The sequence below is a fragment of the Phytopseudomonas straminea genome (assembly GCF_900112645.1).
Lineage (GTDB): Bacteria > Pseudomonadota > Gammaproteobacteria > Pseudomonadales > Pseudomonadaceae > Aquipseudomonas > Aquipseudomonas straminea.
The window spans coordinates 133,580-158,058 of record NZ_FOMO01000004.1; the positions used below are offsets into that span (position 1 = coordinate 133,580).

23 protein-coding genes, 1 pseudogene and 1 riboswitch are annotated in these 24,479 nt (G+C 55.0%); of the genes and pseudogenes, 14 read left to right on the plus strand and 10 right to left on the minus strand.

From position 1 onward, the window contains the following. The first annotated feature begins 57 nt into the window (after positions 1-57). The 4 genes from BM279_RS23715 to BM279_RS11155 all read left to right on the plus strand — a co-directional run bounded on the left by BM279_RS23715 (position 58) and on the right by BM279_RS11155 (position 4,559). Positions 58-231: a DUF3565 domain-containing protein gene (locus BM279_RS23715; protein ID WP_341864800.1), complete on the plus strand. Its 174-nt coding sequence runs from the start codon at positions 58-60 to the stop codon at positions 229-231. Then, the gene (locus tag BM279_RS11145) at positions 232-1,416 is read left to right on the plus strand and encodes an acetate kinase (RefSeq protein WP_093503719.1); all 1,185 of its coding nucleotides are present in this window, start codon (positions 232-234) and stop codon (positions 1,414-1,416) included. A 14-nt stretch (positions 1,417-1,430) separates the two neighbouring features. Next, positions 1,431-3,524, plus strand: a complete 2,094-nt coding sequence (gene pta / locus BM279_RS11150; protein WP_093503721.1) for a phosphate acetyltransferase — start codon at positions 1,431-1,433, stop codon at positions 3,522-3,524. Positions 3,525-3,659: 135 nt separating this feature from the next. Then, positions 3,660-4,559, plus strand: a complete 900-nt coding sequence (locus tag BM279_RS11155) for an acyltransferase (RefSeq protein WP_093503723.1) — start codon at positions 3,660-3,662, stop codon at positions 4,557-4,559. Between the two features lie 252 nt (positions 4,560-4,811). Here the strand turns inward: BM279_RS11155 and BM279_RS11160 are convergent, their stop codons facing one another. Further along, positions 4,812-5,468, minus strand: a complete 657-nt coding sequence (locus BM279_RS11160) for a YiaD family glycine zipper/OmpA-like lipoprotein (protein ID WP_093503725.1) — start codon at positions 5,466-5,468, stop codon at positions 4,812-4,814. A gap of 126 nt (positions 5,469-5,594) precedes the next feature. Continuing rightward, positions 5,595-6,239, minus strand: coding sequence for an MBL fold metallo-hydrolase (locus BM279_RS11165; RefSeq protein ID WP_093503727.1), 645 nt, complete (start codon positions 6,237-6,239; stop codon positions 5,595-5,597). Positions 6,240-6,289: 50 nt separating this feature from the next. Between BM279_RS11165 and BM279_RS11170 the strand changes: the two genes are divergently transcribed. The 3 genes from BM279_RS11170 (at position 6,290) to BM279_RS11180 (ending at position 11,231) form a co-directional block, all read left to right on the plus strand. Beyond that, entirely contained in the window at positions 6,290-7,402 is a 1,113-nt protein-coding gene (locus BM279_RS11170) for a tyrosine-type recombinase/integrase (RefSeq protein WP_093503729.1), read from the plus strand. 170 nt (positions 7,403-7,572) lie between these two features. After that, positions 7,573-10,386, plus strand: coding sequence for a TrlF family AAA-like ATPase (locus tag BM279_RS11175; protein WP_093503731.1), 2,814 nt, complete (start codon positions 7,573-7,575; stop codon positions 10,384-10,386). Between the two features lie 62 nt (positions 10,387-10,448). Next, positions 10,449-11,231 carry an ETEC_3214 domain-containing protein gene (locus tag BM279_RS11180; protein ID WP_143103584.1) on the plus strand — a complete coding sequence of 261 codons (783 nt, stop codon included), beginning with the start codon at positions 10,449-10,451 and terminating at the stop codon, positions 11,229-11,231. An 18-nt stretch (positions 11,232-11,249) separates the two neighbouring features. On the opposite strand, the gene BM279_RS23145 is transcribed toward BM279_RS11180, so the two are convergent. The 4 genes and pseudogenes from BM279_RS23145 to crcB form a co-directional block, all read right to left on the minus strand. Then, on the minus strand, positions 11,250-12,203 hold the full coding sequence (locus tag BM279_RS23145) for a hypothetical protein (RefSeq protein ID WP_143103585.1): 954 nt from the start codon (positions 12,201-12,203) through the stop codon (positions 11,250-11,252). Between the two features lie 1,002 nt (positions 12,204-13,205). Next, a pseudogene (locus tag BM279_RS23370) lies at positions 13,206-13,403 on the minus strand (inorganic diphosphatase); the annotation flags it as partial. Continuing rightward, positions 13,354-13,707, minus strand: a complete 354-nt coding sequence (locus BM279_RS11195; RefSeq protein ID WP_042920230.1) for a DUF190 domain-containing protein — start codon at positions 13,705-13,707, stop codon at positions 13,354-13,356. The gene BM279_RS11195 and the pseudogene BM279_RS23370, both read right to left, overlap by 50 nt. Positions 13,708-13,717: 10 nt before the next feature. Further along, positions 13,718-14,101, minus strand: coding sequence for a fluoride efflux transporter CrcB (crcB, locus tag BM279_RS11200; protein WP_042920229.1), 384 nt, complete (start codon positions 14,099-14,101; stop codon positions 13,718-13,720). A 141-nt stretch (positions 14,102-14,242) separates the two neighbouring features. Continuing rightward, a riboswitch (Fluoride riboswitch) is annotated at positions 14,243-14,304 on the minus strand. An 85-nt stretch (positions 14,305-14,389) separates the two neighbouring features. Here crcB and BM279_RS11205 point away from each other — a divergent pair. Beyond that, complete coding sequence (locus tag BM279_RS11205; protein WP_093503737.1) at positions 14,390-14,965, plus strand: uracil-DNA glycosylase; 576 nt, start codon at positions 14,390-14,392, stop codon at positions 14,963-14,965. Between the two features lie 3 nt (positions 14,966-14,968). On the opposite strand, the gene BM279_RS11210 is transcribed toward BM279_RS11205, so the two are convergent. Then, the gene (locus tag BM279_RS11210; RefSeq protein ID WP_042920225.1) at positions 14,969-16,141 is read right to left on the minus strand and encodes a TDT family transporter; all 1,173 of its coding nucleotides are present in this window, start codon (positions 16,139-16,141) and stop codon (positions 14,969-14,971) included. Between the two features lie 116 nt (positions 16,142-16,257). Here BM279_RS11210 and BM279_RS11215 point away from each other — a divergent pair, with 116 nt between their 5' ends. The 3 genes from BM279_RS11215 to BM279_RS11225 all read left to right on the plus strand — a co-directional run bounded on the left by BM279_RS11215 (position 16,258) and on the right by BM279_RS11225 (position 18,982). After that, a complete protein-coding gene (locus tag BM279_RS11215; protein WP_042920223.1) occupies positions 16,258-17,154 on the plus strand; it encodes a LysR family transcriptional regulator in 897 nt (298 codons plus the stop codon). Between the two features lie 158 nt (positions 17,155-17,312). After that, positions 17,313-18,305, plus strand: a complete 993-nt coding sequence (locus BM279_RS11220) for a YncE family protein (RefSeq protein WP_042920222.1) — start codon at positions 17,313-17,315, stop codon at positions 18,303-18,305. Between the two features lie 296 nt (positions 18,306-18,601). Beyond that, on the plus strand, positions 18,602-18,982 hold the full coding sequence (locus BM279_RS11225; protein ID WP_042920220.1) for a COG4315 family predicted lipoprotein: 381 nt from the start codon (positions 18,602-18,604) through the stop codon (positions 18,980-18,982). A gap of 796 nt (positions 18,983-19,778) precedes the next feature. Here the strand turns inward: BM279_RS11225 and BM279_RS11230 are convergent. Beyond that, the gene (locus BM279_RS11230) at positions 19,779-20,690 is read right to left on the minus strand and encodes a hypothetical protein (protein WP_093503739.1); all 912 of its coding nucleotides are present in this window, start codon (positions 20,688-20,690) and stop codon (positions 19,779-19,781) included. A gap of 99 nt (positions 20,691-20,789) precedes the next feature. Here BM279_RS11230 and BM279_RS23750 point away from each other — a divergent pair, with 99 nt between their 5' ends. The 3 genes from BM279_RS23750 to istB all read left to right on the plus strand — a co-directional run bounded on the left by BM279_RS23750 (position 20,790) and on the right by istB (position 23,485). Beyond that, positions 20,790-20,972 (plus strand): helix-turn-helix domain-containing protein, encoded by a 183-nt coding sequence (locus tag BM279_RS23750; protein ID WP_353887144.1) that lies wholly within the window; start codon positions 20,790-20,792, stop codon positions 20,970-20,972. Between the two features lie 225 nt (positions 20,973-21,197). Beyond that, positions 21,198-22,757 (plus strand): IS21 family transposase, encoded by a 1,560-nt coding sequence (istA, locus tag BM279_RS11240; RefSeq protein WP_042920212.1) that lies wholly within the window; start codon positions 21,198-21,200, stop codon positions 22,755-22,757. Further along, a complete protein-coding gene (gene istB / locus BM279_RS11245) occupies positions 22,751-23,485 on the plus strand; it encodes an IS21-like element helper ATPase IstB (protein WP_042920210.1) in 735 nt (244 codons plus the stop codon). Before istA ends, istB begins: the two co-directional genes overlap by 7 nt. A 374-nt stretch (positions 23,486-23,859) precedes the next feature. Here the strand turns inward: istB and BM279_RS23590 are convergent, their stop codons facing one another. Next, complete coding sequence (locus tag BM279_RS23590; RefSeq protein ID WP_244154157.1) at positions 23,860-24,213, minus strand: helix-turn-helix domain-containing protein; 354 nt, start codon at positions 24,211-24,213, stop codon at positions 23,860-23,862. Positions 24,214-24,291: 78 nt separating this feature from the next. Next, positions 24,292-24,477 (minus strand): hypothetical protein, encoded by a 186-nt coding sequence (locus tag BM279_RS11255; RefSeq protein WP_093503741.1) that lies wholly within the window; start codon positions 24,475-24,477, stop codon positions 24,292-24,294. Positions 24,478-24,479 lie beyond the last annotated feature (2 nt).

Sequence of the window (24,479 nt, forward strand, 5' to 3'; positions counted from 1 at the left end):
CGGGCCGCATCCGCGGTCGTCGTGGTCGGTTTTGAGCAAGATCATGACGGCTATTGGGTGGCTGTCCTATCCTGCGGCCATACTCAACACTTGCGCCATCAACCGCCCTGGCAAAATCGAGCCTGGGTGCTCGACGCCGCGCAGCGTCAGGCGAGAATCGGCACGAACTTCACCTGTGGCTGGTGTGTCGCAACATCAGTTCCAATGCTTCTGGATGCTAAGGACTTCTGAATGCCCGCACGCAATATTCTGGTGATCAACTGCGGTAGCTCTTCCATCAAGTTCGCCCTGGTCGACCCCGATCAGCAGGCGTTCGCCATCAGCGGCCTGGCGGAGCGGCTCGGCAACGCCGATGCGTTGCTGCATTGGCAACTGGGCGGCGTCAAACACAGCCAAGCCATTCCCGGCGATGACCATCGCGCCGCACTGGCCCACCTGTTGCAGCGCGTGCAGGAGGCCACTGGCGGCCAACTGCACGGCATTGGCCACCGGGTGGTACACGGCGGTGAACACTTCACCAGCGCCCAACGTCTTGACGACGCGGTGATCGCCGCGATCCGCGCCGTCGCGCCCCTGGCGCCGCTGCACAATCCGGCGGGCCTGCTGGGCATCGAGGCGGCCCTGGCGCTGTACCCCGAGCTGCCCCAGGTGGCGGTGTTCGACACGGCCTTCCATCAGAGCCTGCCCGAGCACGCCTTCCGCTACGCGGTGCCGGAGCAGCTGTATCGTGATCACGGCGTACGCCGCTATGGCTTCCACGGCACCAGCCACCGCTTCGTCAGTGCCCGCGCGGCCGAACTCACCGGTCTGCCGGCGAGCGACAGCGCCTGGCTGGTCGCCCACCTGGGCAATGGCTGCTCGACCTGTGCGGTGGTCAATGGTCAAAGCCGCGACACCAGCATGGGCCTGACGCCACTCGAAGGCCTGGTGATGGGCACGCGCAGCGGCGACGTCGACCCCAATCTGCACAGCCACCTCTCGCGCACCCTGGGCTGGAGCCTGGAGCAGATCGATCGCATGCTCAATCACGACAGCGGCCTGCTGGGCCTGTCGGGGCTTTCCAACGATATGCGCAGCCTCGAGCAGGCGCGTGAGGAAGGTCATGCCGGTGCCACCCTGGCCATCGAAGTATTCTGCTATCGCCTGGCAAAATCCCTGGCGGCCATGAGCTGCGCCCTGCCGCGCCTGGACGGCCTGATCTTCACCGGGGGCATCGGCGAGAACTCACCGCTGATCCGCAGCAAGACGGTGGCGCACCTGAGCCTGCTCGGCCTCAAGCTCTACGAAGCGGCCAACGCCCGCTGCCTGCGCGGCGTCAGCGGGCCGATCCACGCGGCGGACCATACGCGGGTGCTGGTGGTGCCCACCAACGAGGAGCGGCAGATCGCCCTCGACACCCTGGCGCTGCTCGACTGATTTCGGAGAACCCCATGCACACCTTTTTCATTTCGCCGACCGGCTTCGGCGTCGGCCTCACCTCCATCAGCCTGGGCCTGGTCGGTGCGCTGGAACGCGCCGGCCTCAAGGTCGGTTTCTTCAAGCCCATCGCCCAGCCGCACCAGGGTGACGCTGGCCCCGAGCGCTCCAGCGAACTGGTAGCGCGCACCCACGGCCTGCACTCGCCCAAACCGCTGGCACTCGCCCATGTCGAACGACGCCTCGGCGACGGCGACCTGGACGAACTGCTGGAAGAAATCATCAGCCTCTACCAGGAGGCCGCCAAGGACAAGGACGTGGTGATCGTCGAAGGCATGGTGCCGACGCGCCAGGCCAGCTATGCAGCGCGGGTCAACTTCCACCTGGCCAAGAGCCTGGACGCCGACGTGATCCTCGTCTCGGCTCAGGAGCAGGAAAGCCTTGGCGAGCTGTGCGACCGCGTGGAAATCCAGGCCCAGCAATTCGGCGGCCCGAAAGATCCCAAGGTGCTCGGCGTGATCCTCAACAAGATCCGCAGCGACGACGGCCTGGAGGCCTTCACCGCGCGCCTGCGCGAACAGTCCTCGCTGCTGCGCCACCCGGAATTCCGCCTGCTGGGCTGCATCCCCTGGCTCGACGAGCTGAATGCACCGCGCACTCGCGACATCGCCGAACTGCTCGGCGCGCGCATCCTCAATGCCGGCGACTACGAGCAGCGGCGCATGCTGAAAATCGTGCTGTGCGCCCGCGCCGTGGCCAACACCGTGCAGTTGCTCAAGCCCGGCACCCTGGTGGTCACGCCGGGTGACCGCGACGACATCATTCTGGCCGCCAGCCTGGCCGCCATGAACGGCATGCCGCTGGCCGGCCTGCTGCTGTGCAGCGACTTCGCCCCCGACCCGCGCATCATGGAGCTGTGCCGCGGCGCCCTGCAGAGCGGCCTGCCGGTGATGACGGTGAGCACCGGCTCCTACGACACGGCCACCAACCTCAATCGCCTGAACAAGGAAATCCCGGTCGACGACAAGGAGCGCGCCGAGAAGGTCGCCGACTTCGTCGCCAGCCACCTGGATCACGACTGGCTGGCCGCCCGCTGCGGCAACCCACGGGAGCTGCGCCTGTCGCCGCCGGCGTTCCGTTACCAGCTGGTTCAGCAGGCCAAGGCCGCCAACAAACGCATCGTTCTGCCCGAAGGCGCCGAGCCACGTACCGTGCAAGCCGCGGCGATCTGCCAGGCCCGCGGCATCGCCCGCTGCGTGCTGCTGGCCAAGCCCGAGGAGGTGCGCAGCGTGGCCCAGGCGCAAGGCATCGAACTGCCACCAGGCCTTGAAATTCTCGATCCGGACCTGATTCGCGAGCGCTACGTCGAGCCGATGGTCGAGCTGCGCAAGGGCAAGGGTCTCAACGCACCGATGGCCAGCGCTCAGCTCGAGGACACGGTGGTGCTGGGCACCATGATGCTGGCCCTGGATGAAGTCGACGGCCTGGTATCCGGCGCCGTGCACACCACCGCCAACACCATCCGCCCGGCGCTGCAGCTGATCAAGACCGCGCCGGGCTACAACCTGGTGTCGTCGGTGTTCTTCATGCTGCTGCCGGACCAGGTGCTGGTGTATGGCGACTGCGCCGTCAACCCGGACCCCAACGCCGAGCAACTGGCGGAAATCGCCCTGCAGAGCGCCAGCTCCGCCCAGGCATTCGGCATTCCGCCGCGGGTAGCCATGCTCAGCTATTCTACCGGTGATTCGGGCAGTGGCGAGGAGGTGGAAAAGGTTCGCGAGGCCACACGCCTGGCGCGCGAAGCCAACCCGGAGCTCCTGGTCGACGGCCCGCTGCAGTACGACGCCGCGGCCATCGAAAGCGTCGGCCGGCAAAAGGCGCCCAACAGCCCGGTGGCTGGTCGCGCCACGGTGTTCATCTTCCCGGATCTGAACACCGGCAACACCACCTACAAGGCGGTGCAGCGCAGCGCTGACTGCATCAGCGTCGGCCCCATGCTGCAGGGCCTGCGCAAGCCGGTGAACGACCTGTCGCGCGGCGCGCTGGTCGACGATATCGTCTTCACCATCGCCCTGACCGCCATTCAGGCCGCCAACATGCGCCACTGAATACGGCCCGATCCGAACGCGGGTGAAACACCCCGCATTCGGATCGGCTTGCAGTTCCCCCGCCAATCGTTACCCTGTGCGCCATTCACGCCCGCTCTGCTTGCGGGCGCCAACCTGCCTGAGGTTCGCACGCCCATGCTGCACTTTCTCCCTGCCCCCTTGCTTGGTCTCTTGGGCAGCCTTTCCCTGGCGCTGAACACGCTGTTCTGGTGCTGGCCGCTGTTCGCCGTAACCCTGCTGCGTATCCTGCTGCCCCTGCCGCTGGTGCGGCGCGCCTGTGACCGGCTGATGATCTTCATTCAGGAAGGCTGGATCGGCTGCAACCAGGCGTGGATGAACTTGCTGGGCAAGACCCGCTGGCATATCGAGGGCAACCAGAATTTCGATTACGAGCATTCGTACCTGGTGACCAGTAACCACCAGAGCTGGGTGGACATCCTGGTGCTGCAGTACCTGCTCAACCGACGTATCCGTCCGCTGAAGTTCTTTCTCAAGCAGGAGCTGATCTGGGTGCCGGTGATCGGCCTGTGCTGGTGGGCGCTGGGGTTTCCTTTCATGAAGCGTTATTCGAAGGAGTACCTGGCCAAACACCCGGAGAAGAAAGGCAAGGATCTGCAGACCACGCGCCGCACCTGCGCCAAGTTTCGTCACAACCCGGTGGGCATCTTCAACTTCGTCGAAGGCACCCGCTTCACCCCGGCCAAACATCAGGAACAGCAATCCCCCTACCGCTATCTGCTCAAGCCCAAGGCCGGCGGCCTGGCCTTCGTGCTCGACGCCATGGGCGAGCAGCTGCACGGCATGATCAACGTCACCCTGCATTATCCACAGGGCAGCCCCGGTTTCTGGACCCTGCTCAGCGGCCAGTTGGACCAGGTGGTTGTGGTCGTCGAGCAGCTGGAAATCCCCGCCCGCTTCATTGGCCGCACCTACGATCAGGACGAAACCTATCGCAAGGATTTCCAGCAGTGGGTCAATGCGCTATGGGAAACCAAAGACGCCCTGCTGGATGACCTTCGCCAGCAGCATTCCTAAAGTCAGTCCGCCCTTTCTTGAAAGCGTACCGGCCCCGTTTAGCAGGCCTTCAGCTGCGCCGCCGCACGGGCGATACCGATACTGAAGCTAAGCGCGACAGCTCTCGTTCCAAGGTCAGTTCGACTGACTTGCACCGAGCGGTGCAATCTGTCGAGCCTCACAGCCTAGCCAGCACGCACCAGGCAGGCGACAGAAATGAGACAGGCATTAGAACTCCCCGCCCATAGCGGGGGGTTCTAATGGGCAGTTGATCTACAGCGGCCGCAGGTTGATTTCCACGCGGCGGTTCTGTGCGCGTCCAGCTTCATTGGCGTTGCTGGCAATAGGCTGGTTCGGCCCGGCGCCGTAGGCCGAGATGCGCGAGGACGCCACGCCGTTGGCCGCCAGGTAGGACGCCACGCTCTGGGCACGGCGGGTGGAGAGGTTCTGGTTCAGTTCCGCCGAGCCGGTGCTGTCGGTATGGCCGACGATGTTCACACCGTTCTTGTTGAACTCCTTGAAGGTCAGCACCAGGGAATTCAACGTCGGGTAGAAGCTGCTGGAAATGTCCGCCGAATTGCTAGCGAAGGTGATATTGCCAGGCATGATCAGAGTCAGGTCATTGCCGTTACGCTGCACCTGCACGCCGGTACCCTGCAGCTGCTGGCGCAGCTTGGCTTCCTGGGTATCGACGTAGTAGCCGTAACCACCGCCTGCGGCACCACCCACGGCGGCACCGATCAGGGCGCCTTTCTTACGGTCCTTCTTGCTCGAAGTGGCGGCGCCGACGGCCGCACCGGCCAGCGCGCCCACACCACCGTAGATACCGGCTTTGCCCGCCTGGCTTTCACCCGTATAGGGGTTGACCGTACAGCCGGACAGAACAACGAGAACGGCCGTTGCGGCAATCAGGGAGCGGCACTTGAACATGGGTAATCCTTAGAGTCGTGTTACGGAATGGGGCAGTTTTATTCGCGGCTTCGAGCCAACGAACGCCGCCAAGTTCCCGACCAAGGCTAACAATCACCACGTAGAAAATCTGTAACCGCTTGTTTTTCAAGCCCGTACAAATGGATTTTCGCGCATCTCGTCACCCAATCGCGTGTCCGCGCCATGGCCGGTTACCACGGTGGCGTCCTCATCCAGGCGATACAGACGTTGCTTGATGGAGCGCTCGATGGTCGCATAGTCACCACCCCACAGATCGGTACGGCCTATGCCGCGGCGAAACAGCGTGTCGCCGGCAATCAACAGTTTGGCTTCGGGGAACCAGAAGCTCATGGAGCCCGGCGTGTGCCCCGGCGTATGCAGGGCCACACCGCAGCCGCAGGCCAGTGCCTCGTCATCGGCCAGCCATTGATCGGGCGCGGGTACGGGCGTGTAGGGAACACCGAACATCTGGCACTGCATCTCCAGGTTGTCCCAAAGGAACTGGTCATCCTTGTGCAGGTGCAGGGTGGCGCCGGTCTTTTCTTTCATCTGCCCCGAGGCCAGGAAATGATCAAGATGTGCGTGGGTATGGATGATGCTCACCACCTTGAGGCCGTGGGCCTCCAGCCGCGCCATGATCAGATCGGGATTGCCACCCGGGTCAACCACGATGGCCTTGCCGCTGACTGGATCGCCAATAATGGTGCAGTTGCACTGCAAAGGCCCGACAGGGAAGGTTTCACGAATTAGCGCGGTCTTTGCGGATTCCATGGGTATTCCTTTATGATATTTGGCACAATTTTGTCACACTGAGATTAGAAATGGCGACCCTTCGCAAACGTGGCCCATCCCAGTGGCAAGTGCAGGTCAGACGTAAAGGATGGCCCCTGCAGACCAAGACGTTCAACACCCAGGCCGAAGCGAAAACGTGGGCAACCATGATCGAGCGCGAAATGGATGCCGGCCTGTTCGTCAGCCGCAACGAAGCCGAGTCGACCTCATTCGCCAACGCCCTGGAGATGTACGCCGAACAGGTGACTTCAAAAAAGCGCAGCAGCGACTCCGAGCTGTCTCGCATTAAGGTCTTGCTACGTCACCCGCTAGCCCTCAGATCAATCGCAAGCATCCGAGGAGCAGACATGGCTGGTTATCGAGACGAGCGCCTCGCTGAAGGCCTAGCACCAGCCACGGTTCGCCGTGAGCTCGCACTGATTTCCCATGTCTTTACGATCGCTCGCAAAGAATGGCGCATGGAATCGCTGAGCAACCCCGTTGAGCTGATCCGTCAACCGAGCGTTGATGACGCCCGAGACAGACGAATCCTGAGTGCAGATGTATGGACGCTTCAGAACGATGAACTGGTTTGCGAGCGCTTAGACGAGCTGGAAATGATCTGCCGGCACTCACGCTCAACAGAGCTTCCTCAGATCGTTCGATTCGCCGTTGAGACAGGCATGCGCCGCAGCGAGATATCTAACCTGCTTCGGGCCAATGTCGATTTGACAAAGCGGACCGCCCACCTGCCCATCACAAAGAATGGCTCATCACGCGGAGTGCCACTATCGAGCCGAGCGGCAGCGATCATTGAACACCAACCGAAGCTGGAGGACGGCCGAGTATTCAAAAGTCAGCCGGACACCATCACCAAGGCGTTTATGGATGCTCTGGATGATGCTCGTAACGCTTACGAGGGGGGGATGGAGCTGCACCTCAAATCCGAAGGGCTAGAGCAAGACCAGATTGCTGAGCAAATTGCCAGGGATCCATTTCTAGTCGACCTGAGATTCCACGACCTTCGTCATGAGGCCACATCACGCTTGGCTGAGATCTTCCCACTGCATGAGCTGACCAAAATCACCGGCCACCAGGATACTCGGATGCTTATGCGTTACTACCATCCAAGGGCAGAGGATCTCGCCAAAAAGCTGGCTTAAGGGCACCGAGACACTTGGGCTAACAAGTTGACCATATCAGGCACGTTGAGTGACTCTACTTCACGTGCTTGCCAAGTGTGAATCCAAGCGGCCCTGGCGGGGCAATAAGAGTCATTGCACCACAAGCTGAATTCAGTCAAATCAATACGAAGTTAAGGATAATTGAACGCATGGCTAGTACCTACGAAGGGATGCGCTGGTTCAAATGCGACTTTCAGATGCAGACCCCTGCTGATCGTCAGCACTGGCAAGGTGATGCTCTTATAGCGGGTTCCGAGGGTAAAGCTGCGGAAGCTTATGCCCGAGCCTGCTATGAGGCCGGATTAAATGCTGTAGGTATAACCGAGCACAATTTTCTAAACAAAGACTTCATGCCTTATCTGTACGAAGCCTTCTCGACACTATCCAAAGAGTTCAATCGGGAGATAACCATTTTCCCAGGTTTCGAATTTGAGGCAGACGTTGGGAAAGGAATGCACGTCCTTTGCCTTTTCGAACCCGGAACCGACCTTGAAGACATGGACCACATTCTAACTGAGTGCGGCGTTGCTCGACCTAGGGTGTCCGAAGGAGTGCTAGCAAAGTCGAGATTACAGCTCACCGATATTCTGAAAATTGTTCAAAAGCCAAATCCGGATGGATCTTGGCGCGGCATCGTTATCGTGCCCCATATATTTACAGATAGCCTTTTCGATAACGATCGAATTAGCGAATGGATCCAACGGGAAGAATTTATAAATCCTGATCTATTAGCAGTTGAAGTACCTAAACCAGTAGAGAAGATGAGCTTAGGTTTTCAACGCCTATTTGAATCAAACAAAGATTGCGCAAAAGAATGGCGTCGCGCGAGACCAATAGCGACGATAATGTCGTCCGACAACAAAATGCTACTAGCCAAAGATGAGGACGACCGCCCTATGCCCAATAGCATAGGTTATCGCTACACTTGGATGAAGATGTCAGCGCCTTCAATTGAGTCACTTCGCCAAGCATTTCTAGATCCAAAATCCAGGATACGATTACCCGTCGATGTAAAAAACGACCCTCACCCAGAATCACTGAACAATCACCCACATATTAAATCGGTAGATATAAAGGGGGTGACGTTCTTAGCCGATCAGCTAATCCACTTCTCACCTAATATGAGTAGCATTATCGGCGGAAGAGGCAGCGGAAAATCTACCGTCCTAGAATACCTTAGATTAATGTTAGGGAAATGGGACGATCTTGACCGCGACACAGCAGCCCGCATGCAGCGTATCAAAGACACTGCTGCAGGCGACGGCGTTTCATTAACGGTAGACTTTCAAAGCTGGAATGGAGTCCAACACAGACTAATATGGAACGGCAAATCTCCGCATCTAGACGGCGTTGAACTTGAAGACCCCAAAACCTTCTTCAAGCAACTACCCGCACAATTTTTCAGCCAGCAACAACTAAATAAAATTACCCAAGTGGATCCTGATGAAGGAATTTTACATACCGCAAAACTACTCGAATTAGTAAATGGCTTCAAGGCCAACGAACTAAAAGAACTAGACAATAAAGAACTGCAACTCCACCAAGAAATAACTGGCAAGTTAGAACGCAAGCACCAACTAATAGAACTTGAAGCGACCCTACGCTCATTGAAGCAAGAGAAAAGTGATCTTGACCGCCAATGGCAGGCACGCAATGACGTTCAGAACGAAGCCAAAACTCACGAAAACCTAAAAGCAGAAAAGCAACACATTGACTCAGCCGTCACACTAGCGACAGAGCAATCTGATCAAATATCTGCTACTGCAAAAGCACTTAAGGACAAACTCATTCCGTTCAGCAGAGGCGAATCACCTCATTTCGAATGGATATCAGAACTCGACACAAAATTTAGGCAAGCAACCGAAGAACTAGAAGCAGATATAGCACTACTAACCGCATCATATCAGAAGAAAATCTCTGACATCTTTGAAAAGTCTTCTGCCTGGACAGCTATCTCCCGAGAGCTTTCAAATGCCGACGAGCAATTCTCTCAAGCCTGCCAGGCCAAAGGAATCAGCACAGAAGATGTTTCACAGCTTTCAAATCTAGCGATCCTTCGCACTCAAAAACAATCCGAGATAGATGATCAAATTAGTAAGATTGAATCCATAAAGCTTGATGTAATAGGCCTAGATGAGCAACAAGAAAACCTTACTCAAATATGGCACCAACAAGTTTTAGTACGCCAAGCAGCCGCATCCAAAGCCAATACCCTAGCAGTACACGAAGAATCATCAAAACAATTTATTGATGTTTCGGTTAAATACCAAGGCGACAAGAAAAACTTTCTTGACCTATGGGAATCCTTTGGCCCGACGGATGGAAGAACTAAACTCGGAAGATCTTGGAACGATCTTGGGGGAACGCTATTTAGTTTGTTTGAAGAAAATTCAAAACCACCTGCTTCCATATGGAAATTTACGAACATCTGGTTTGAACAAGGCCATCTACAAGCACTAGGCGACATCTGGAGCGATGTTAGTACTTATATTGCAGACAACTCCAAAGCTTGGGATCACCTGACAATTCAGAGAGTCCAAGACGCGGTTGACATTGCATTATTTAGACCAGATGGAAGTCTTGCAGGAAAAATCTCTGACGGCTCATTATCAGATGGCCAACGTAATACAGCCGCATTAGCCTTGCTTCTTGCCCAAGATGGTGGCCCGCTAATAATTGACCAGCCGGAGGATGAGCTAGACTCCAATTTTGTGTTCAAAGAATTGATTCCAATGATTCGCAGGGTCAAATCGAGCCGCCAGTTAATCGTGGCCACACACAACGCAAACCTTCCTGTAAATGGCGACAGCGACTTGGTTTACGCTATTGCAGCTAAAGATGGACGAGGGGTCAAACATGCGGCTGGTGGACTGGATCAATTGGCAGTTACCAAAGCCGTTCTAGATATAATGGAAGGCACTGAAGAGGCTTTTCGACGCCGAAGAGAGAAGTATAATTTTTGACACGAACAGACAAATCAGAAACCTTCTTCAGCTCTAAGAACCTAGCCAATTGGGAACTGCGAATGAGTGAGAACATGAAAATTGCCTGGCTGACTTCAGGCGCCGGCGTGCTTGCTGCCGTGATTGGATCAGTTACGGCGCACTATCTCGGCTTATGGGGAAAGGAAGTAGCCGAACAGAAGCCCGCCAGCACTACAGCCACTCAAGTGGTAATCGACGCGCCTACTCCTCCCCCTGCAACTTTGCCGGTAGAGGACAACCCGGAAAGCAAGCTAGATTCAATTTTTATTGGCATGGGAAAACCCTATGTCGAAAAACTATTTGGAACTCCTATCGTGGAGCTTAAGCACGAGCTCGACAGCCTAACTGAAACAAACTATAAATTTGACAAGTTCTACCTACAGTTTATCTTTTCAAAATCAGGTAGCGTTCAATTTTACTCTGTTGTCTCACGATCAGAATCGTTCAAGCCATGCATCCCCACACTCAACAAATGCCTTGGGAACACATTTGCGGAAATTGCAAGATCCGACCAAATGGACGCAAGCTTTGAGCATAACTATCTTTACAGCTACCTCACGTCCAAGCACTATGGTTACGGCGAGTACCTATACCTAGGCAATGCTGGGAATTATCAAAATTTCTACCTAGGATTTAATTCACTTGGAGCCATGTACTACGACATCCGCCCTTTCACATTAAACGAAAGAAATCGGGCCAAATGGGATGAGTTCAGGAACAGGTACATGCCTAACTCTTATGGAGTCGGCGACATAGGCACTATATCCGACGACCAACTCTACTACGAAATTGGCCCTGAGTTTTACACCTTTAGAAATCTATAACATCTCTATGAGCACTGCCTACTCCAAGCCATCAAAGCAATCCTTTACATCTTGCCAACCTGGTAAAGGCTCATAAAGAATTCCAGGAGAGTCAATACTTATAGGCTCTCTTGAAACGTCCATAGCATCGAAGATCGATGAATGCTCTTTCGCAAACCATCGCAACGACTGAAACTCACAAGCAACCCTTAGAAGCAACTGCTCACTCAAACGCATTGCCCCCTTCATAAGGTCATCTGGGGCCACGCAAATCTGAATAGAATGCACCCCATCCATAAGGACAGTGGCAGATATCCCATTCTCCATGAAAAGCCGCTTCAGAACCAGAAGATCAATCATCACAATCGCATGAACGACCTCCTGCATAAATAAAATTGAATTCCCCGCATTCAGAGAAAGCGTGAACGGATATGCTGGCAACCAGTTAATAGTGGGCGTCAACGCAACGCACAAGGTAGTCGGAGAAACATGACGCTTCAGCTCTTCGTCAATCAGCTCAGATTTAGCCGCAAAACATTCACTGCTAATTGCGAAATACCTTAGCCCCTCTTCTGGAGAAACTGAGGAAAATCCCTCCTCAACTGCCCGCCTTAAAACCTCATTTGCATCCGCCTCGTAAGTTACTTCGGGGTTACGCACTTCAATACGCCGAGTATTTATAAACCCTCGAAAATTATCCGCCCCATCATTCGCAAAAAAATCTGCGAGCACTTGCAACTGCTCAATCTGGCGATCAGAGCGAGCATTACGGTTCTTTGAAGATTTCATTTCGACTGGTAGAGGATCTTCACCTCCCAAGCCACAAACATCACCATGACGGATCATATTTGTTAAGTCTGACATGATAACTGGGACACCCATACGAATCCCAAGACGACAAGCACGATACTCTTGCAGAAAGCCAATTTTATCAGATAGAAATCCGGCATCTTGCTTGATGTTGTAATCAGCATCGTAAAGTAGATGCTTCAAGCTGTACTTCGACTGATACACTGACGCGATACCATCACCAAAGCACTTCCAGAGGAATATTAAGTGGCGTATATCAAGGACTAGGTCATCTATCCCTTTTATTAGCCCTTTGACCGCTCTCGCCTTTTCCTTAGGCAACCGACAGCGAGACTTCAAGGCACTCAGTCGACCTCTTGCACTCTTCAACCGGCGAATTCGCCTTTCACATCGCGAGATTCGGCGAATTAACAGACGCTGCAACTCAAACACTAACTCAAGACGATCAGGGTCACTCTTGATAGCATGTAGAAGCAGGGCGGCCTGTGCGAACCCAATTTGCTCTCTAGGAAATCTCATCGACTCTTCCTAAGAAATCGCTCCAAGCAGCAGACGCATCATTGCGCATAACTTGCTCGGTTCGGGCAACAGGCCCATGCTCTTTGTCGCTAAAGTAGTCGCTCACTGCCTCTCCTGCATGGATGTGTATTCCAGTGATGGTGGCAACCAATTCCAGTGATTGTGCGCCATCCGAGCCGCAGGTTCTGCCTAGCTAATCCAGTGGTTGTAATCCACTGCGCCGACGATCCTGCCCCACCAAGCCATAGGTAGCGAACGTCGAAATTTCCTTGCACTTCTTTTGGAGTGAGAGCCGCTTCTGGGCGATTGCCGTCGGTGATGATGGGCAGTTATCGGCCCAGAGTGTGTAAAAACGCTAAAGTACGCACGTCTACGTGAAAACTGAAATTTATCGACTCGTCAGCAGATACGGATTTCGCCCAGAGGCGCGATTTTCAGTCCGGTTCTGCGCACCTGTCGCACTCGAAAACGTTTTTACACAGCCTCGGCCAAAAGCGGCCCTTCGTAGTAGTTAGGAGCAGACAAAAAGAAGTCGTTTTCACCGTTGCAGGGAGACTATTTTGAGGTTCGAAGGTCTCAGGGGCTCGGTACTGGAGTCGACCCATTCCTCACTGGCCTCCTCCGATTGGGTGAGCCACTGATCACATCCAAGGCTTGTAGGGGCTATGGTGATAACGGGTAAGGACAAATCACCAGAGCGTCGAGAGGATAGCCGTCATCCCTCAGCGTAGTTGGAACGAACCCGTAGTTGGCCGAGTAGAACATCAGTGTACTGAGGAAGCGGTCAACGAAGATCTGTCCGTATAGCTCATGTTCATAGCTCCGAAGTTTTGGACTGGGTATCGCTGGGAGGCGTTTTTCCAAGCGTGCCCATCTCGATTGGCGTCTTCGTGAAAAACACCGATATTTCCTCGCAGTCCAGTCGGTTGAATAACCGCTCTGACTCCTCCTCCGTGATTGCCAGGCGAATCTCCGTGGGTTGATCAGCCAGCTCAAAAAAGTGCGATGAGTGAAGTTTTCCAGTGTGTCCAAAACCTTCGATTCCAGTGCACAGCGTGGCACCGCGCAGCCCCATTTCCTTAGCTACGTCAACGATCCATTCGCCAAGCATCTTTCCTTGGTAACGACGGTTTTGTTGGGTGAAGAAAACGACCATATAGCCTTTCATTTTGATCTCCTCAGCGAGTACCAATCATTTGGTAAGACAGTAGTCCGGCAGCGGTCATCGCTAACGAACCTACGACGTGCAATGAAATTGAGCCAAGCGCCCACAGCAATCTTCCTTCTTGGATTAGGGCAACTGTTTCGGCTGAAAAGGTGGAAAAGGTGGTAAGTCCCCCGCAAAAGCCCGTGATTATCAGCAGGCGCCATTCGGGGCTTAAGGAGGGAGATGCGGCCAAGAACGCGATGGCTAGGCCGATGATGTACCCCCCGACCATGTTCGCCACCAAAGTGCCTGGGGGAATAGTTGGGAACAGCGCGTTGAGCTTTATACCCAGGAGCCAGCGCAACCACGCACCAAGTGATGCGCCGATGGCGATGACAAAGAGTGATTTCAGCATGACTGTAAATCTCCTCTGAGCAGGTAGGGCCGAGGAGGTGCTGATAAACGCAGATTGCGATAGAGAGGTAATACGGAATTTTGAGTCAAGATCCTGTCCTAGATTAGCGGACAGGGAGCACACCTACGCACCCTGTCCAGGGTTCACGTAGGCATCATCAGCACGGGGCGGTTGTGAGGAGGAATGCCATCTCCTTGGAAGCAACATATCACTCGCGCAATTGTCACGTAAATAGTGCTTTGCAATCCTTGACGCGAGCACGGTTTCCCCTCGACGCCTAGAGACTAGATGAATATCCAAGATACCCGCAGACATCATCTGTACTCCCAGCCTGTTGATATTCTAAACAACTGGGTAGATGCCCGGAGCCTGGGAACTAGACGACTGCCGTACTTTGATCCGATGGATGGTGGGGTCGATGCCTCTGTACTGATATTGCTGGAGTCTCCGGCCAGGGATTGCTCGTGGCCACGCTTCGTTTCCCGAGACAACACCGGGCCTTCCCAACGCAACCTGAAGCGCTTTCTTGAACAGGCATGTCTCGCGCGTGAGCAGACCATCTTGTGGAATATTTATCCATGGCTGCCGGATCTGGGCAGTCCTGCCCAAGCCATCAGCCGCTTGAAAATCACAGAGGGCGTCACTCTGCTGAAAGAGGTAATGGATCTGCTCCCGTGCCTGCGCGCTGTGGTCTTGGCTGGGCGCGTGGCGCAGAGAGCTGCACCCGAAATCGAGCATCATCGCCCTGAGGTCAGGCTGCTCGCCATGCCCCACCCGAGCCCTCTTTCGGTGTGTCAGCATCCCGATGTCGCTAAAGACATTGTCGCTACTCTGACCCGAGCGGCGCTGATGGCAAGTGTCTGATCGTTAGGCACCGGCGCGCTTGGCGTTCAGCGACGCGATGCAGGGCGATACAAACAGATTGCCACGGTATGCACCGACGGCGGTTTTGGTTGCAACCACCAGCCACATGATGGCCAACATCATCACCAAGATAACGCCCAGCACATCAAAAAAGACCAAGTTCAGCGTCACACCGAGCTTGAGCGTTGTTACCGCATAGACGCCAAGCGGGAAAGTGAAGCCCCACCAGCCAAGATTGAAAGGGATGCCTCCTTTCGCATAGCGAGCGGTAATGAGCAGTGCCAAGAGCATCCACCACAAGCCAAGCCCCCAAAATAGAACACCCGATACCACCCCGATGCCAGCAGCTACCGCACCTATGCCTGGCATGCCATGGGCGGCAAAGATGGCCGGTGCATCGTTGCCAATGACCAACATGCCCAGCGCACCGGTACCAATCGGCCCCAGCGATAACCAAGACGATGCCGCCATGCTCTCGTGCGGTAACTTATGAAGCGCCAGGCGCAGTACCAGAATAACCAAAATGCTCAAGGCCACCGGAACCGAGTAGGCCCACAAGACGTAACTGGTGATCAGCATCGTGAACTGAGCGTTGGTATCGGCCAGATGCGGTGCGATGATACCGCCGCTCGCCGCTGCTACTTCCGCCGCTACCACAGGAAGCAGCCATACAGCAGTCATCTGATCGATGCTGTGTTCTTGTCGGGTGAACATCATGAATGGGATAAGTACACCGCACGCCAGTGCCATGGCGACGTCCAGCCACCAGAGCACATGGGCCAGGGCAATCACACCCTCTCCCCAGTTTGGCAGACCGTACTGAACCAGCCCGTTGATGATGGTTGCCAGGCCCATCGGTATCGTGCCGAAAAACATCGAAACCGTGGAATGCCCAAAGATCTGTTTTGCCTCATCGAAGAAGAACACCCAGCGGGCGGCGTACATCAAGGTAAAGACGGTAAACAGCAGGATATTGAACAGCCAAAGGGCCTCGCCAACACCTGCAAGCAGCGCACTGTGACCCGGCAACTGCCCTAGGGCCAAGGCCAGAATGCCGGTGCCCATCGTGGCGGCAAACCAGTTAGGTGTGAACTGCCGGATCGCCTCTCTTGGATTGGACAAAGCCGCCAGTGGATGGCGGCCGCCCATAATAGCTGCGAGTCGTGTATCACTCATTTACGCGCTCCGTCTCAGTATGCGTTCAATCTGACATTACTGAAGCCTAGCGTGATGGGAATAGCTGTAAAAACGGATAATATAGGTATTCATTACCGATTTTGAGGGTAGATCTTTTGAAGCTAAGCCTGCGTCAGCTACAAATTTTCTGCGCCGTTGCACAACACGGTAGCACCACCAACGCAGCCGTATCAGTGTCACTATCCCAATCTGCAACTAGCGCCGCACTCAACGAGTTGGAAAACGCCTTGGATACGAGGCTGTTTGACCGAGTAGGAAAGCGTTTAGTGCTGAACGATAACGGCCACGCCTTACTGCCTCAAGCCAGAAGGATGCTTGAGAACGCACAACAGATAGAGGCCGGCTTCTTACCAGGCCATGCTGGGATGAAGACACGCTTGCGGGTAGGGTGCAGTACCACTATAGGCAATTACATTCTGCCATTGATTCTCGGTGAGCTACGTCAATCAGCATCACATTTGAGGGTCGATATCGACATGGCCAACAGCATGGCTATCGCAAGGAGAGTCGCTGATTTCGACATTGATATGGGCCTGATTGAGGGGCCTTGCCACCTGCCCGAACTCCGTGCTGAGCCTTGGCTTGTTGATGAACTGCTTATTGTCGCAGGCCAACGGCACCCATTGGCGCTAAAGCAGCAGGTCACACTTAATGACTTTCGTACTGCTGAATGGCTACTGCGCGAGCCAGGTTCTGGTACCCGTGAAGAAGTCGAACAATTGCTGCTGCGTCATCTGCACGATCTCGCCGAAACCCGCCAGATCGGCAGTTCAGAGGCTATCAAGCATACCCTCGCACAAGGCATCGGCATCAGTTGCCTGTCCCGCTGGGTAGTTCGGGATCTACTTGCCTCCCAAGTCCTGGTTGAACTGCCGCACGCCTTGCCTGCACTGACCCGACGTTTTTTTCTGATCCGCCACCGGGACAAGTATATCTCGTCTGGGCTTGAGCGATTCTGGGAAAGCTGCAGTCAATTCGCGAGCCAGAAATAGCTTGATCTATTTAAAAAACAGGTAAGCGCTACAAAAACAAGTCGTTTCCGGAATTTATCAAAGACGCATAAGGTCAACTCACTGTCCTGCAGCAATGAACGAGTTGTATTTGCCAAGGCGCGACTGAAGGCCTTGCTTACCCTTATGAGGAAGCTCTGATGAATGTGATAAATAAAACCGTCAAAGCCCTGACGCTGGGCGTTGCGTTGACCACAACGATGAACGCATTAGCCGCGCAAGATCGATGGACGTTTGACGGCGATATTCGCAACAACTCGCTGGCTGTCAGCCCAGATGAAATGACGGCGGTGGTCTCGTACAGTCAGCGTCCAGATGTAGTGGTCTATGATTTGAAAAACGGCAAGGTTCGGCAGGTTCTGAACGGATACGTCACGCCGCGAAATATTGTGTTTTCGCCAACTGGCGATGTGTTCTACCTCTCCGACAGCAGTTTGGGGGTCGTGCGCAAGATTGACACCAAGACTTTAAAAGTGATCGCAGATATTCCATTGGGCGCAGGTGCTTTTGGTACCACACTCAGCAAGGACGGAGGCTTGCTCTACGTCAACAATGAAGCGGCCAGCACGCTGTCGGTCATTGATCTTGATCACCAGCGGCCAGTCGCTGTGGTACCTGGCTTCTCCCAACCGCGCCAAGGCATCCGATTAAGCCCTGACGGCAAAACCGTCTATGTCACAAACTTTCTTGGCGACAAAATCACCCTGGTCGACAGCAAAACTAATACGATCAAAGGTGAGATCACTGGCTTCAACAAGTTGCGCGCCATCTCCATATCAGCCGACGGTAATACGCTGTACGCGGCTAACAGTGGCAGTAACAGCATCGCAGTTGTCGACACTCGAAAACGCGCAATCACAACCACGGTCATGGTGGGCAAAGACCCCTACGGCGCAGCTCTGACTCCAGACGGGCGGCACGTCTACTCTGGTAACCTGGGTGACAACAGCCTTTCAGTGATCGACACCAAAACGCTAAAAGTGACGACGACTGTGACCGGTTTGAAGGCGCCCCGCCAGGCCATTGTATTCAGCAAAGACAAGTCGAAGGCTTATGTCCTCAACGAGGACTTGAGTATCTCCACAGTCGATCTCGCCAGCAACAAGGTGGTTTCGACGCTCGAGGCCGACTGACTGGACAGCCCTGGTCTTCATCGGGGGACTGCTAATAATCCACGACTGGATAAATAATAATGAGTGAAAGTGATGAGTTCTGGTGGATGAGTCGCCTTCACTCATTGGGATTAGCGAGTGATGCTTGACCGTGAGCGGCGCGTTGCCCAATCGAGAAAGCACAGGGCCGGGGGCGAACAGGACTCCAGCAAAAATGATATCAGGACGTTTTTTCTACGGCGTCTACTATTTAATCACGTGCTGCTCCAGATAGCAGGTGAGTCTCTAAAAGCTAAAAACACCAGAAGGGGATACGTATGTTAAAAAAGATGATTTTCACCGTCGCTGTCACCGCCTGCTGTATGTCGGGTTTGGCGCTCGCCGATGCGCCAGTCAAGGTTGCTGAAACGGACAAGGGAAAAGTACTCGTAGACGCCAAAGGTATGACTCTTTATACCTTTGGTAAGGACTCCTCGGGCAAGTCGGCCTGCAATGGGCCATGCGCTGCAAACTGGCCACCTTTAGCGGTATCCGCAGACGCGAAAGCGGAGCATGATTACTCTATCGTTACTAGAGACGATGGCACAAAACAATGGGCATACAAAGGCATGCCACTTTACAGCTGGGTCAAAGATGTCAAGCCAGGCGATACAACTGGTGACGGCGTCAACCAAGTCTGGCACGTTGCCAAGCCGTGACATCAAATAATTGATAGGCTAGCTCACGCCACTGGTTTTTCGGTGGCGTGAGTACGAGTACGTATCTGATATTTCGCCAGCATGTAGCTGCCACGTCTTAAAATGCTACGATGGATCTGGCCAACACCGAGTGGACTGCCATAGCAAAAATCATTAGAAAAATGCATGGGCGATAAGAAACTCATTTGGCCCGCGGAAATAATCATCACCGAGCTGATAGCCATCCTGGATGACACTGTGAAGGCCTGCCTCAATAGCTAACAATTTTTACGGTTATTGAACCAAGTCAAGAATGCAAAATCTGAGAGCGCACGCTCGGATTAACCAGAAGATCCACATTCAATCGACTGTAGCAATGATTGCCGGGGCGGGGAGATCGAACCTGCGTCCTACGCATCGAAAGACAGCGATAGGCCAAGAGTGTGTAAAAACGCCTCGCAAAAATTGAAGTGCGTGTGTCTACGTGAAATCTGAAATTTATCGGCTCGTCAGCAGATACGCATTTCGCCCATAGGCGCAATTTTCAGTCCGGCTCTGCGCACCTATCGCACTCGAAAACGTTTTTACAAAGCCTAGGCCGATTACTGCCGGTCGCGAGGGGGCGATTTAGACCCAAAGCGAACGCTCATTAGGGATGATCAGATGTGAAGACCTACCAGCATTTCATCAGGGTTCATAATCGCGTAACCGTGACCTGCGTCCCGGCATCTGGGGAGGTAGCTGGCGGTTCTGTGGCTAGCTGCACGGGACGCCCTGCACCAGAGCGTTTACCGCCCCATTGCCCCCGCACTTTTTCTCAACATCGGTACCACCCCTCGGCCCGCATGAGCATTGGCCAAATCAGAAGCGGATGGCCCTGCAGGTGCCTATTGATTTGTCGGTAAATCTGATATGCCTTGGGCGGCAGTCCGTCAGGGCTGTGCAGTAGATCAAGCAGCAAGCTAACTGCGTTTCCATCGTTGAGTTCTTGCTGACGCTCACTAAGCAATCGCCACAGCAGAGGACGGCGTTCGGTCAGCCAGATAGCTATATCCTGTTCGGGGAACAGCACGACGGGCGTGAAGAGCCCTTCATGAAACTCGGTCACTTCCTTGGTCAGAATACGATTTACTTCCTTATCGAACCGTTCTCTCTGGCGAACACCTGACTTGTATCGCGCGGCAGCTGCCTGCGTTCCGACTTCGTCCTGAAGCGGAGCATTCGGTGCATGGTGTGCGCAGAGCTTTCTTCCTGTCAGTGGTTGTCGCCAGCACAAAGTGCAAAAGCTGAAAAGGTCAATTTGGGATCCGTCTTCTGCACGAATCATACCCTGAGCCGGGATTTGCAGATGGTTGCATATGCTGAGGAAGTTCGTCACTTCAACGACGGTGGGGAAGGTGTATTCCCTTGGCGGCCATGTGGTGTTGGCATGGATCAGTTGCACTGCCTTCATCACTTCAAGTAGGCGAGGGTCGTTGCTCTGGCAAACAGCAAACCCTAGTGAGGCGTAAATCCCCCAAATGCCGTTCCACGTCGGCACCCGCTGCTTATAAAGCAAATGGCAGTGCTCGGGAGGGATCAGGGGTTGCAGATACTGCCTGATCAGCCGAAGCGCGATGGTTGGCGTTACAGCCTCGTCAGAGGCGTGCAACCTTATTGCCCAGAGAGCAACTGCCACCTCCTCATAGGCGAGAGAGTCGAGAAATACGTCATCTATGTAGAGAGGCAAATCAAGTGTCCAATCTGGCTAGTAGTTAAGCATCCGCCTAGTACCTAGCATGCGGCATCGGGATATTGCTGCCCACGCAAGGAGACAACGGTGGAAACGATGACACTCAAGGAGGTGAGCCAGATTCTCAGGATTTCTGAGCATACGGCGCGCAACCGGCTGAGCATGGGCTTACCGATGTCTCCATCGTTCCGTGTCAGCCGCCGCCGCTTATTTCTCAAGCAGGAGGTAGAGCGTTGGCTTGTAGCCCAGGCTGGAGTATCGAGCCACCATAGCAGTTGAGCCTCACAGAGCCATAGGGAGTCAGGTTATCGATTAGATCGTACAGGCAAACAAAAACTGTGGACGCAAAAAAGGCCCGGAGCAGCAACTCCGAGCCTTTTTCCAGATGACATAAGCACCTTCAACGCTTGTGAATTCTCAGCGTCCTTCTATCGGCTGTCAAGGCCGAGGGGCAGGTACTGCCTGCCGTTCAGCGCCCCACTCACGGGGTACGAAGGAGTATGGATGAGAGTCCGGATTGAACCGCGCCTCCTGCGCGAAGCCGTGCGCTTGCACTATGGCACACGTCTATCAACGCGCGAAATTGCTCATAGCACTGGGCTTTCGCGCAACAGCCTCAAGCGCTTACAACGCCATTTGGAGCGCATTGATCTCGACTTGGGTCAGCTTGCCGGGTGGAGTGATGAACAGCTCTATGATCATTTGGGGATCAAGCCATTCAGTGGCTTTCGCTTGAAAGCTTGTCCCGACTGGAATTGGGTGCATGCGGAGATGCGCAACCCCAGCGTCACCTTGGAACTGCTATGGCGTGAATGGCGGGCCACCGAGCCAGGCGGCATAGCCTATTCGCAGTTCACGTCCAGCTATCGCCGCTTCCTACAGCAGCAGCCATTGGCAATGCGTCAGCTGCATCAGCCTGGCGACAAGCTCTTTTTGGATTTCTCCGGCAAGACCATGCCGGTCTATCTGGACGGTCAATCAGAACCTCGGATGGCGCAAATCTTTGTCGGTGTGCTGGGCTACTCCAGCTACACCTTCGCCTGCGCAGTCTGGAGTCAACGGATTGAAGACTGGATGCACTGCCATGTGCAGGCTTTCAATTTCTTCGAAGGTGTACCCCGCCTGCTTGTTCCCGACAATCTCAAAGCGGCTGTGATCAAGCATGGCAAGAATGAGGTTCAGCTCAACCTGATCTACCAGCAACTGGCCCAGCACTACCAGGCCATCATTTTGCCGGCGCGCCCGCGTAAACCTAAAGACAAGGGCAAGGTGGAGGCCGGAGTGAAACTGATTCAGCGCTGGCTGCTGGCAGCCCTGCGTCACCGTCGATTCTTCAGCTTGGCAGAACTAAATCAGGCCATATTGGAATTGCTACCGGCATTCAATCAGCGCCCATTCAAGCGACAGCCTGGTTGCAGTCGGCACAGCCTGTTCGTCGAGGTGGAACAGCCTGCTCTCCAGCCACTGCCGATCCACGCCTATGAGCATGCCGATTGGCGCTTCAAGGTGCGGGTGCGCAGTGATTACCTAGTGGAGTACGACAACCATCACTATTCCGTACCGAGCCGATTGGTGCAGCAGCAAGTGGATGTGCGCGCTACGGGCGAGGTCGTGGAGGTCTTTCACAACCATCTGCGTGTCAGTAGTCATCCCCGGCAGTATGTCTCTGGGATCAGCATGCAGCCGGAGCACAGGCCGCCCAACCACCAGTATTACGCTGAGAGTGAGCCCGCCGCATTGCTCGCTTGGGGCGAAAGGGTCGGGCCTGCGCTGCTACGTCACTTGCAGTATCACCTGACCGAACGTACCGATGTGGCCAACGGGTACAAGGCCGCCAGCGCTTTGCGTAAAGAGGCTCGTTTACATGGCGATGCCCGACTGGAGGAGGCCTGTGCCTATGCGCTGACCATTAATACCTTCGCCCTGAAAAGCCTGCAATCCATCTTGCGCGAGCAGCCCGACAAGCGTCCTGGTCTGAAAGCTCTGCCCAGCTCAACACCCGCTCACGAGAACCTGCGTGGTGCCCACTACTTTGCTGATGAAAAGGATCGCTCGACATGCTGAATCAGCAGACCCAAAGCAAGCTCCAGCAACTGCAATTGTCCGGCATGGCCAAGGCCTACCGCGATCAGCTTGAGCAGCCGCGCATGCAGGAACTTCCCTTCGATGATCGCTTCGGCCTGATGGTGGATCGTGAACTCAGCGAGCGCGAGAACCGCAAACTGTCTCGACTACTGAAGCAGGCGAAACTGCGTTATGCCGCGCACCTTGAGGATCTGGATTACCGCAGCAGTCGCGGTCTGGATAAGCAAGTGATCGCCGGTCTGGCGGGATGCTCCTGGATCGCTCAGCAACAGAACCTGCTGCTGACCGGAGCCACCGGCACAGGTAAGAGTTGGCTCGCCTGCGCATTTGGCAGCCAGGCCTGCCGACAGGGCTACTCTGTGATCTATAAAAACGCATCGAAACTCTATGAAGAGCTGCAAATCGCCATTGGTGATGGCTCTCTACCCAAGTACCGAGCAGCCTTGAGCAAAGCTCACCTGCTTATCCTCGATGACTTCGGGTTGGCACCGGTGGAGCCCACGGTGGGATATACCTTGCTGGATATTGTCGATCAGCGGATGCAGGCCGGATCGCTGATCATCACTAGCCAATTCCCTACTGAGCACTGGCACAGTATGTTCAACGACGCCACGCTGGCCGAGGCCATCCTAGATCGTATCGTCCACCGGTCACACCGAATAGGACTCAAGGGCGAGTCACTGCGTAAACAAGCAGCCAAGACGTAATCATCGATAACGAAGGGGCGATGGCCCCTTCGTCATTTAATTGCGGTGACCTGTCGTGAGGGGGAGCAGATTTAGCGCTTGGGTGGAGGGTCAGCATCGTCAGCGTAGTGGGTCACAACCACTGGAGTGGCTGGGTCAGAATCACCAGCGCGAGTGGCTCAGGATCTTCGGAATAAAGTGTCAGAATCACTAGCCCCTACATGGATAGCAAAACCAGTCCTGATAAAGACAAAGTCTCGCCCCCGTAAACTTAATCAGTAGCCGAGCTTCAACCCTCTGATTCGTCTGCGAGTTCATCCATGGCAGCGCTGCTTGCATTTGACTGTGCTTGAAAGTCGCTAGGTCGATAACCTGAACACGCAGGCACCCTTTAATCATTTGCGAGCTGTCGCGCCCTCATCGAGGAGCTTCAGCAGCCGAGGGAGGGGGAGATTGAGTAGGGCTGCCGCTTCGTGGGTGGCCAGCAGGGCGGGGATAGCCTGGATGTCGACAGCGTGGCCCTTAGCAACCTGATCCAGGATCTCGGCTAGGGCTGGCAGGGCTTTGGCCGGGACCTCTAGCTGCAGATCATCGAGGTCTATCATTCCCCTCGCACGGGCAACCACGTCCATAGCCTTGGCGATATAGGCGGCGTCTCCCGTTTCCAAGGCGTCCGCGATGAACACAGCGATCGCCTCACGGCCCTCCAGGGCTTGCGTGGGATCGTAGTCGTGAATTGGATCGGTCATTGCTGCCTCCATTCGATTTGCGCCCCGCGTTGGCGCAAAAAAGCCGCCCGTGGGCGGCTTCTTGTGAACCGTTCGCTTTTAGGCGCGGGCGCCGGCCATCCGGCCGACAGGTTCCATTTCCTTGCCCTTGGCTTTGGCGACCTTGAGGAAACGGAGCTGATTCTCGGACACCCGGCCAGCCAGGCGACGTGCTTCAGCCTCGAACTGCACGATGGCATCGAGCTTAGCAATCAACGGTTTTGCTTGGCGCTTGGTGGTGATCATAG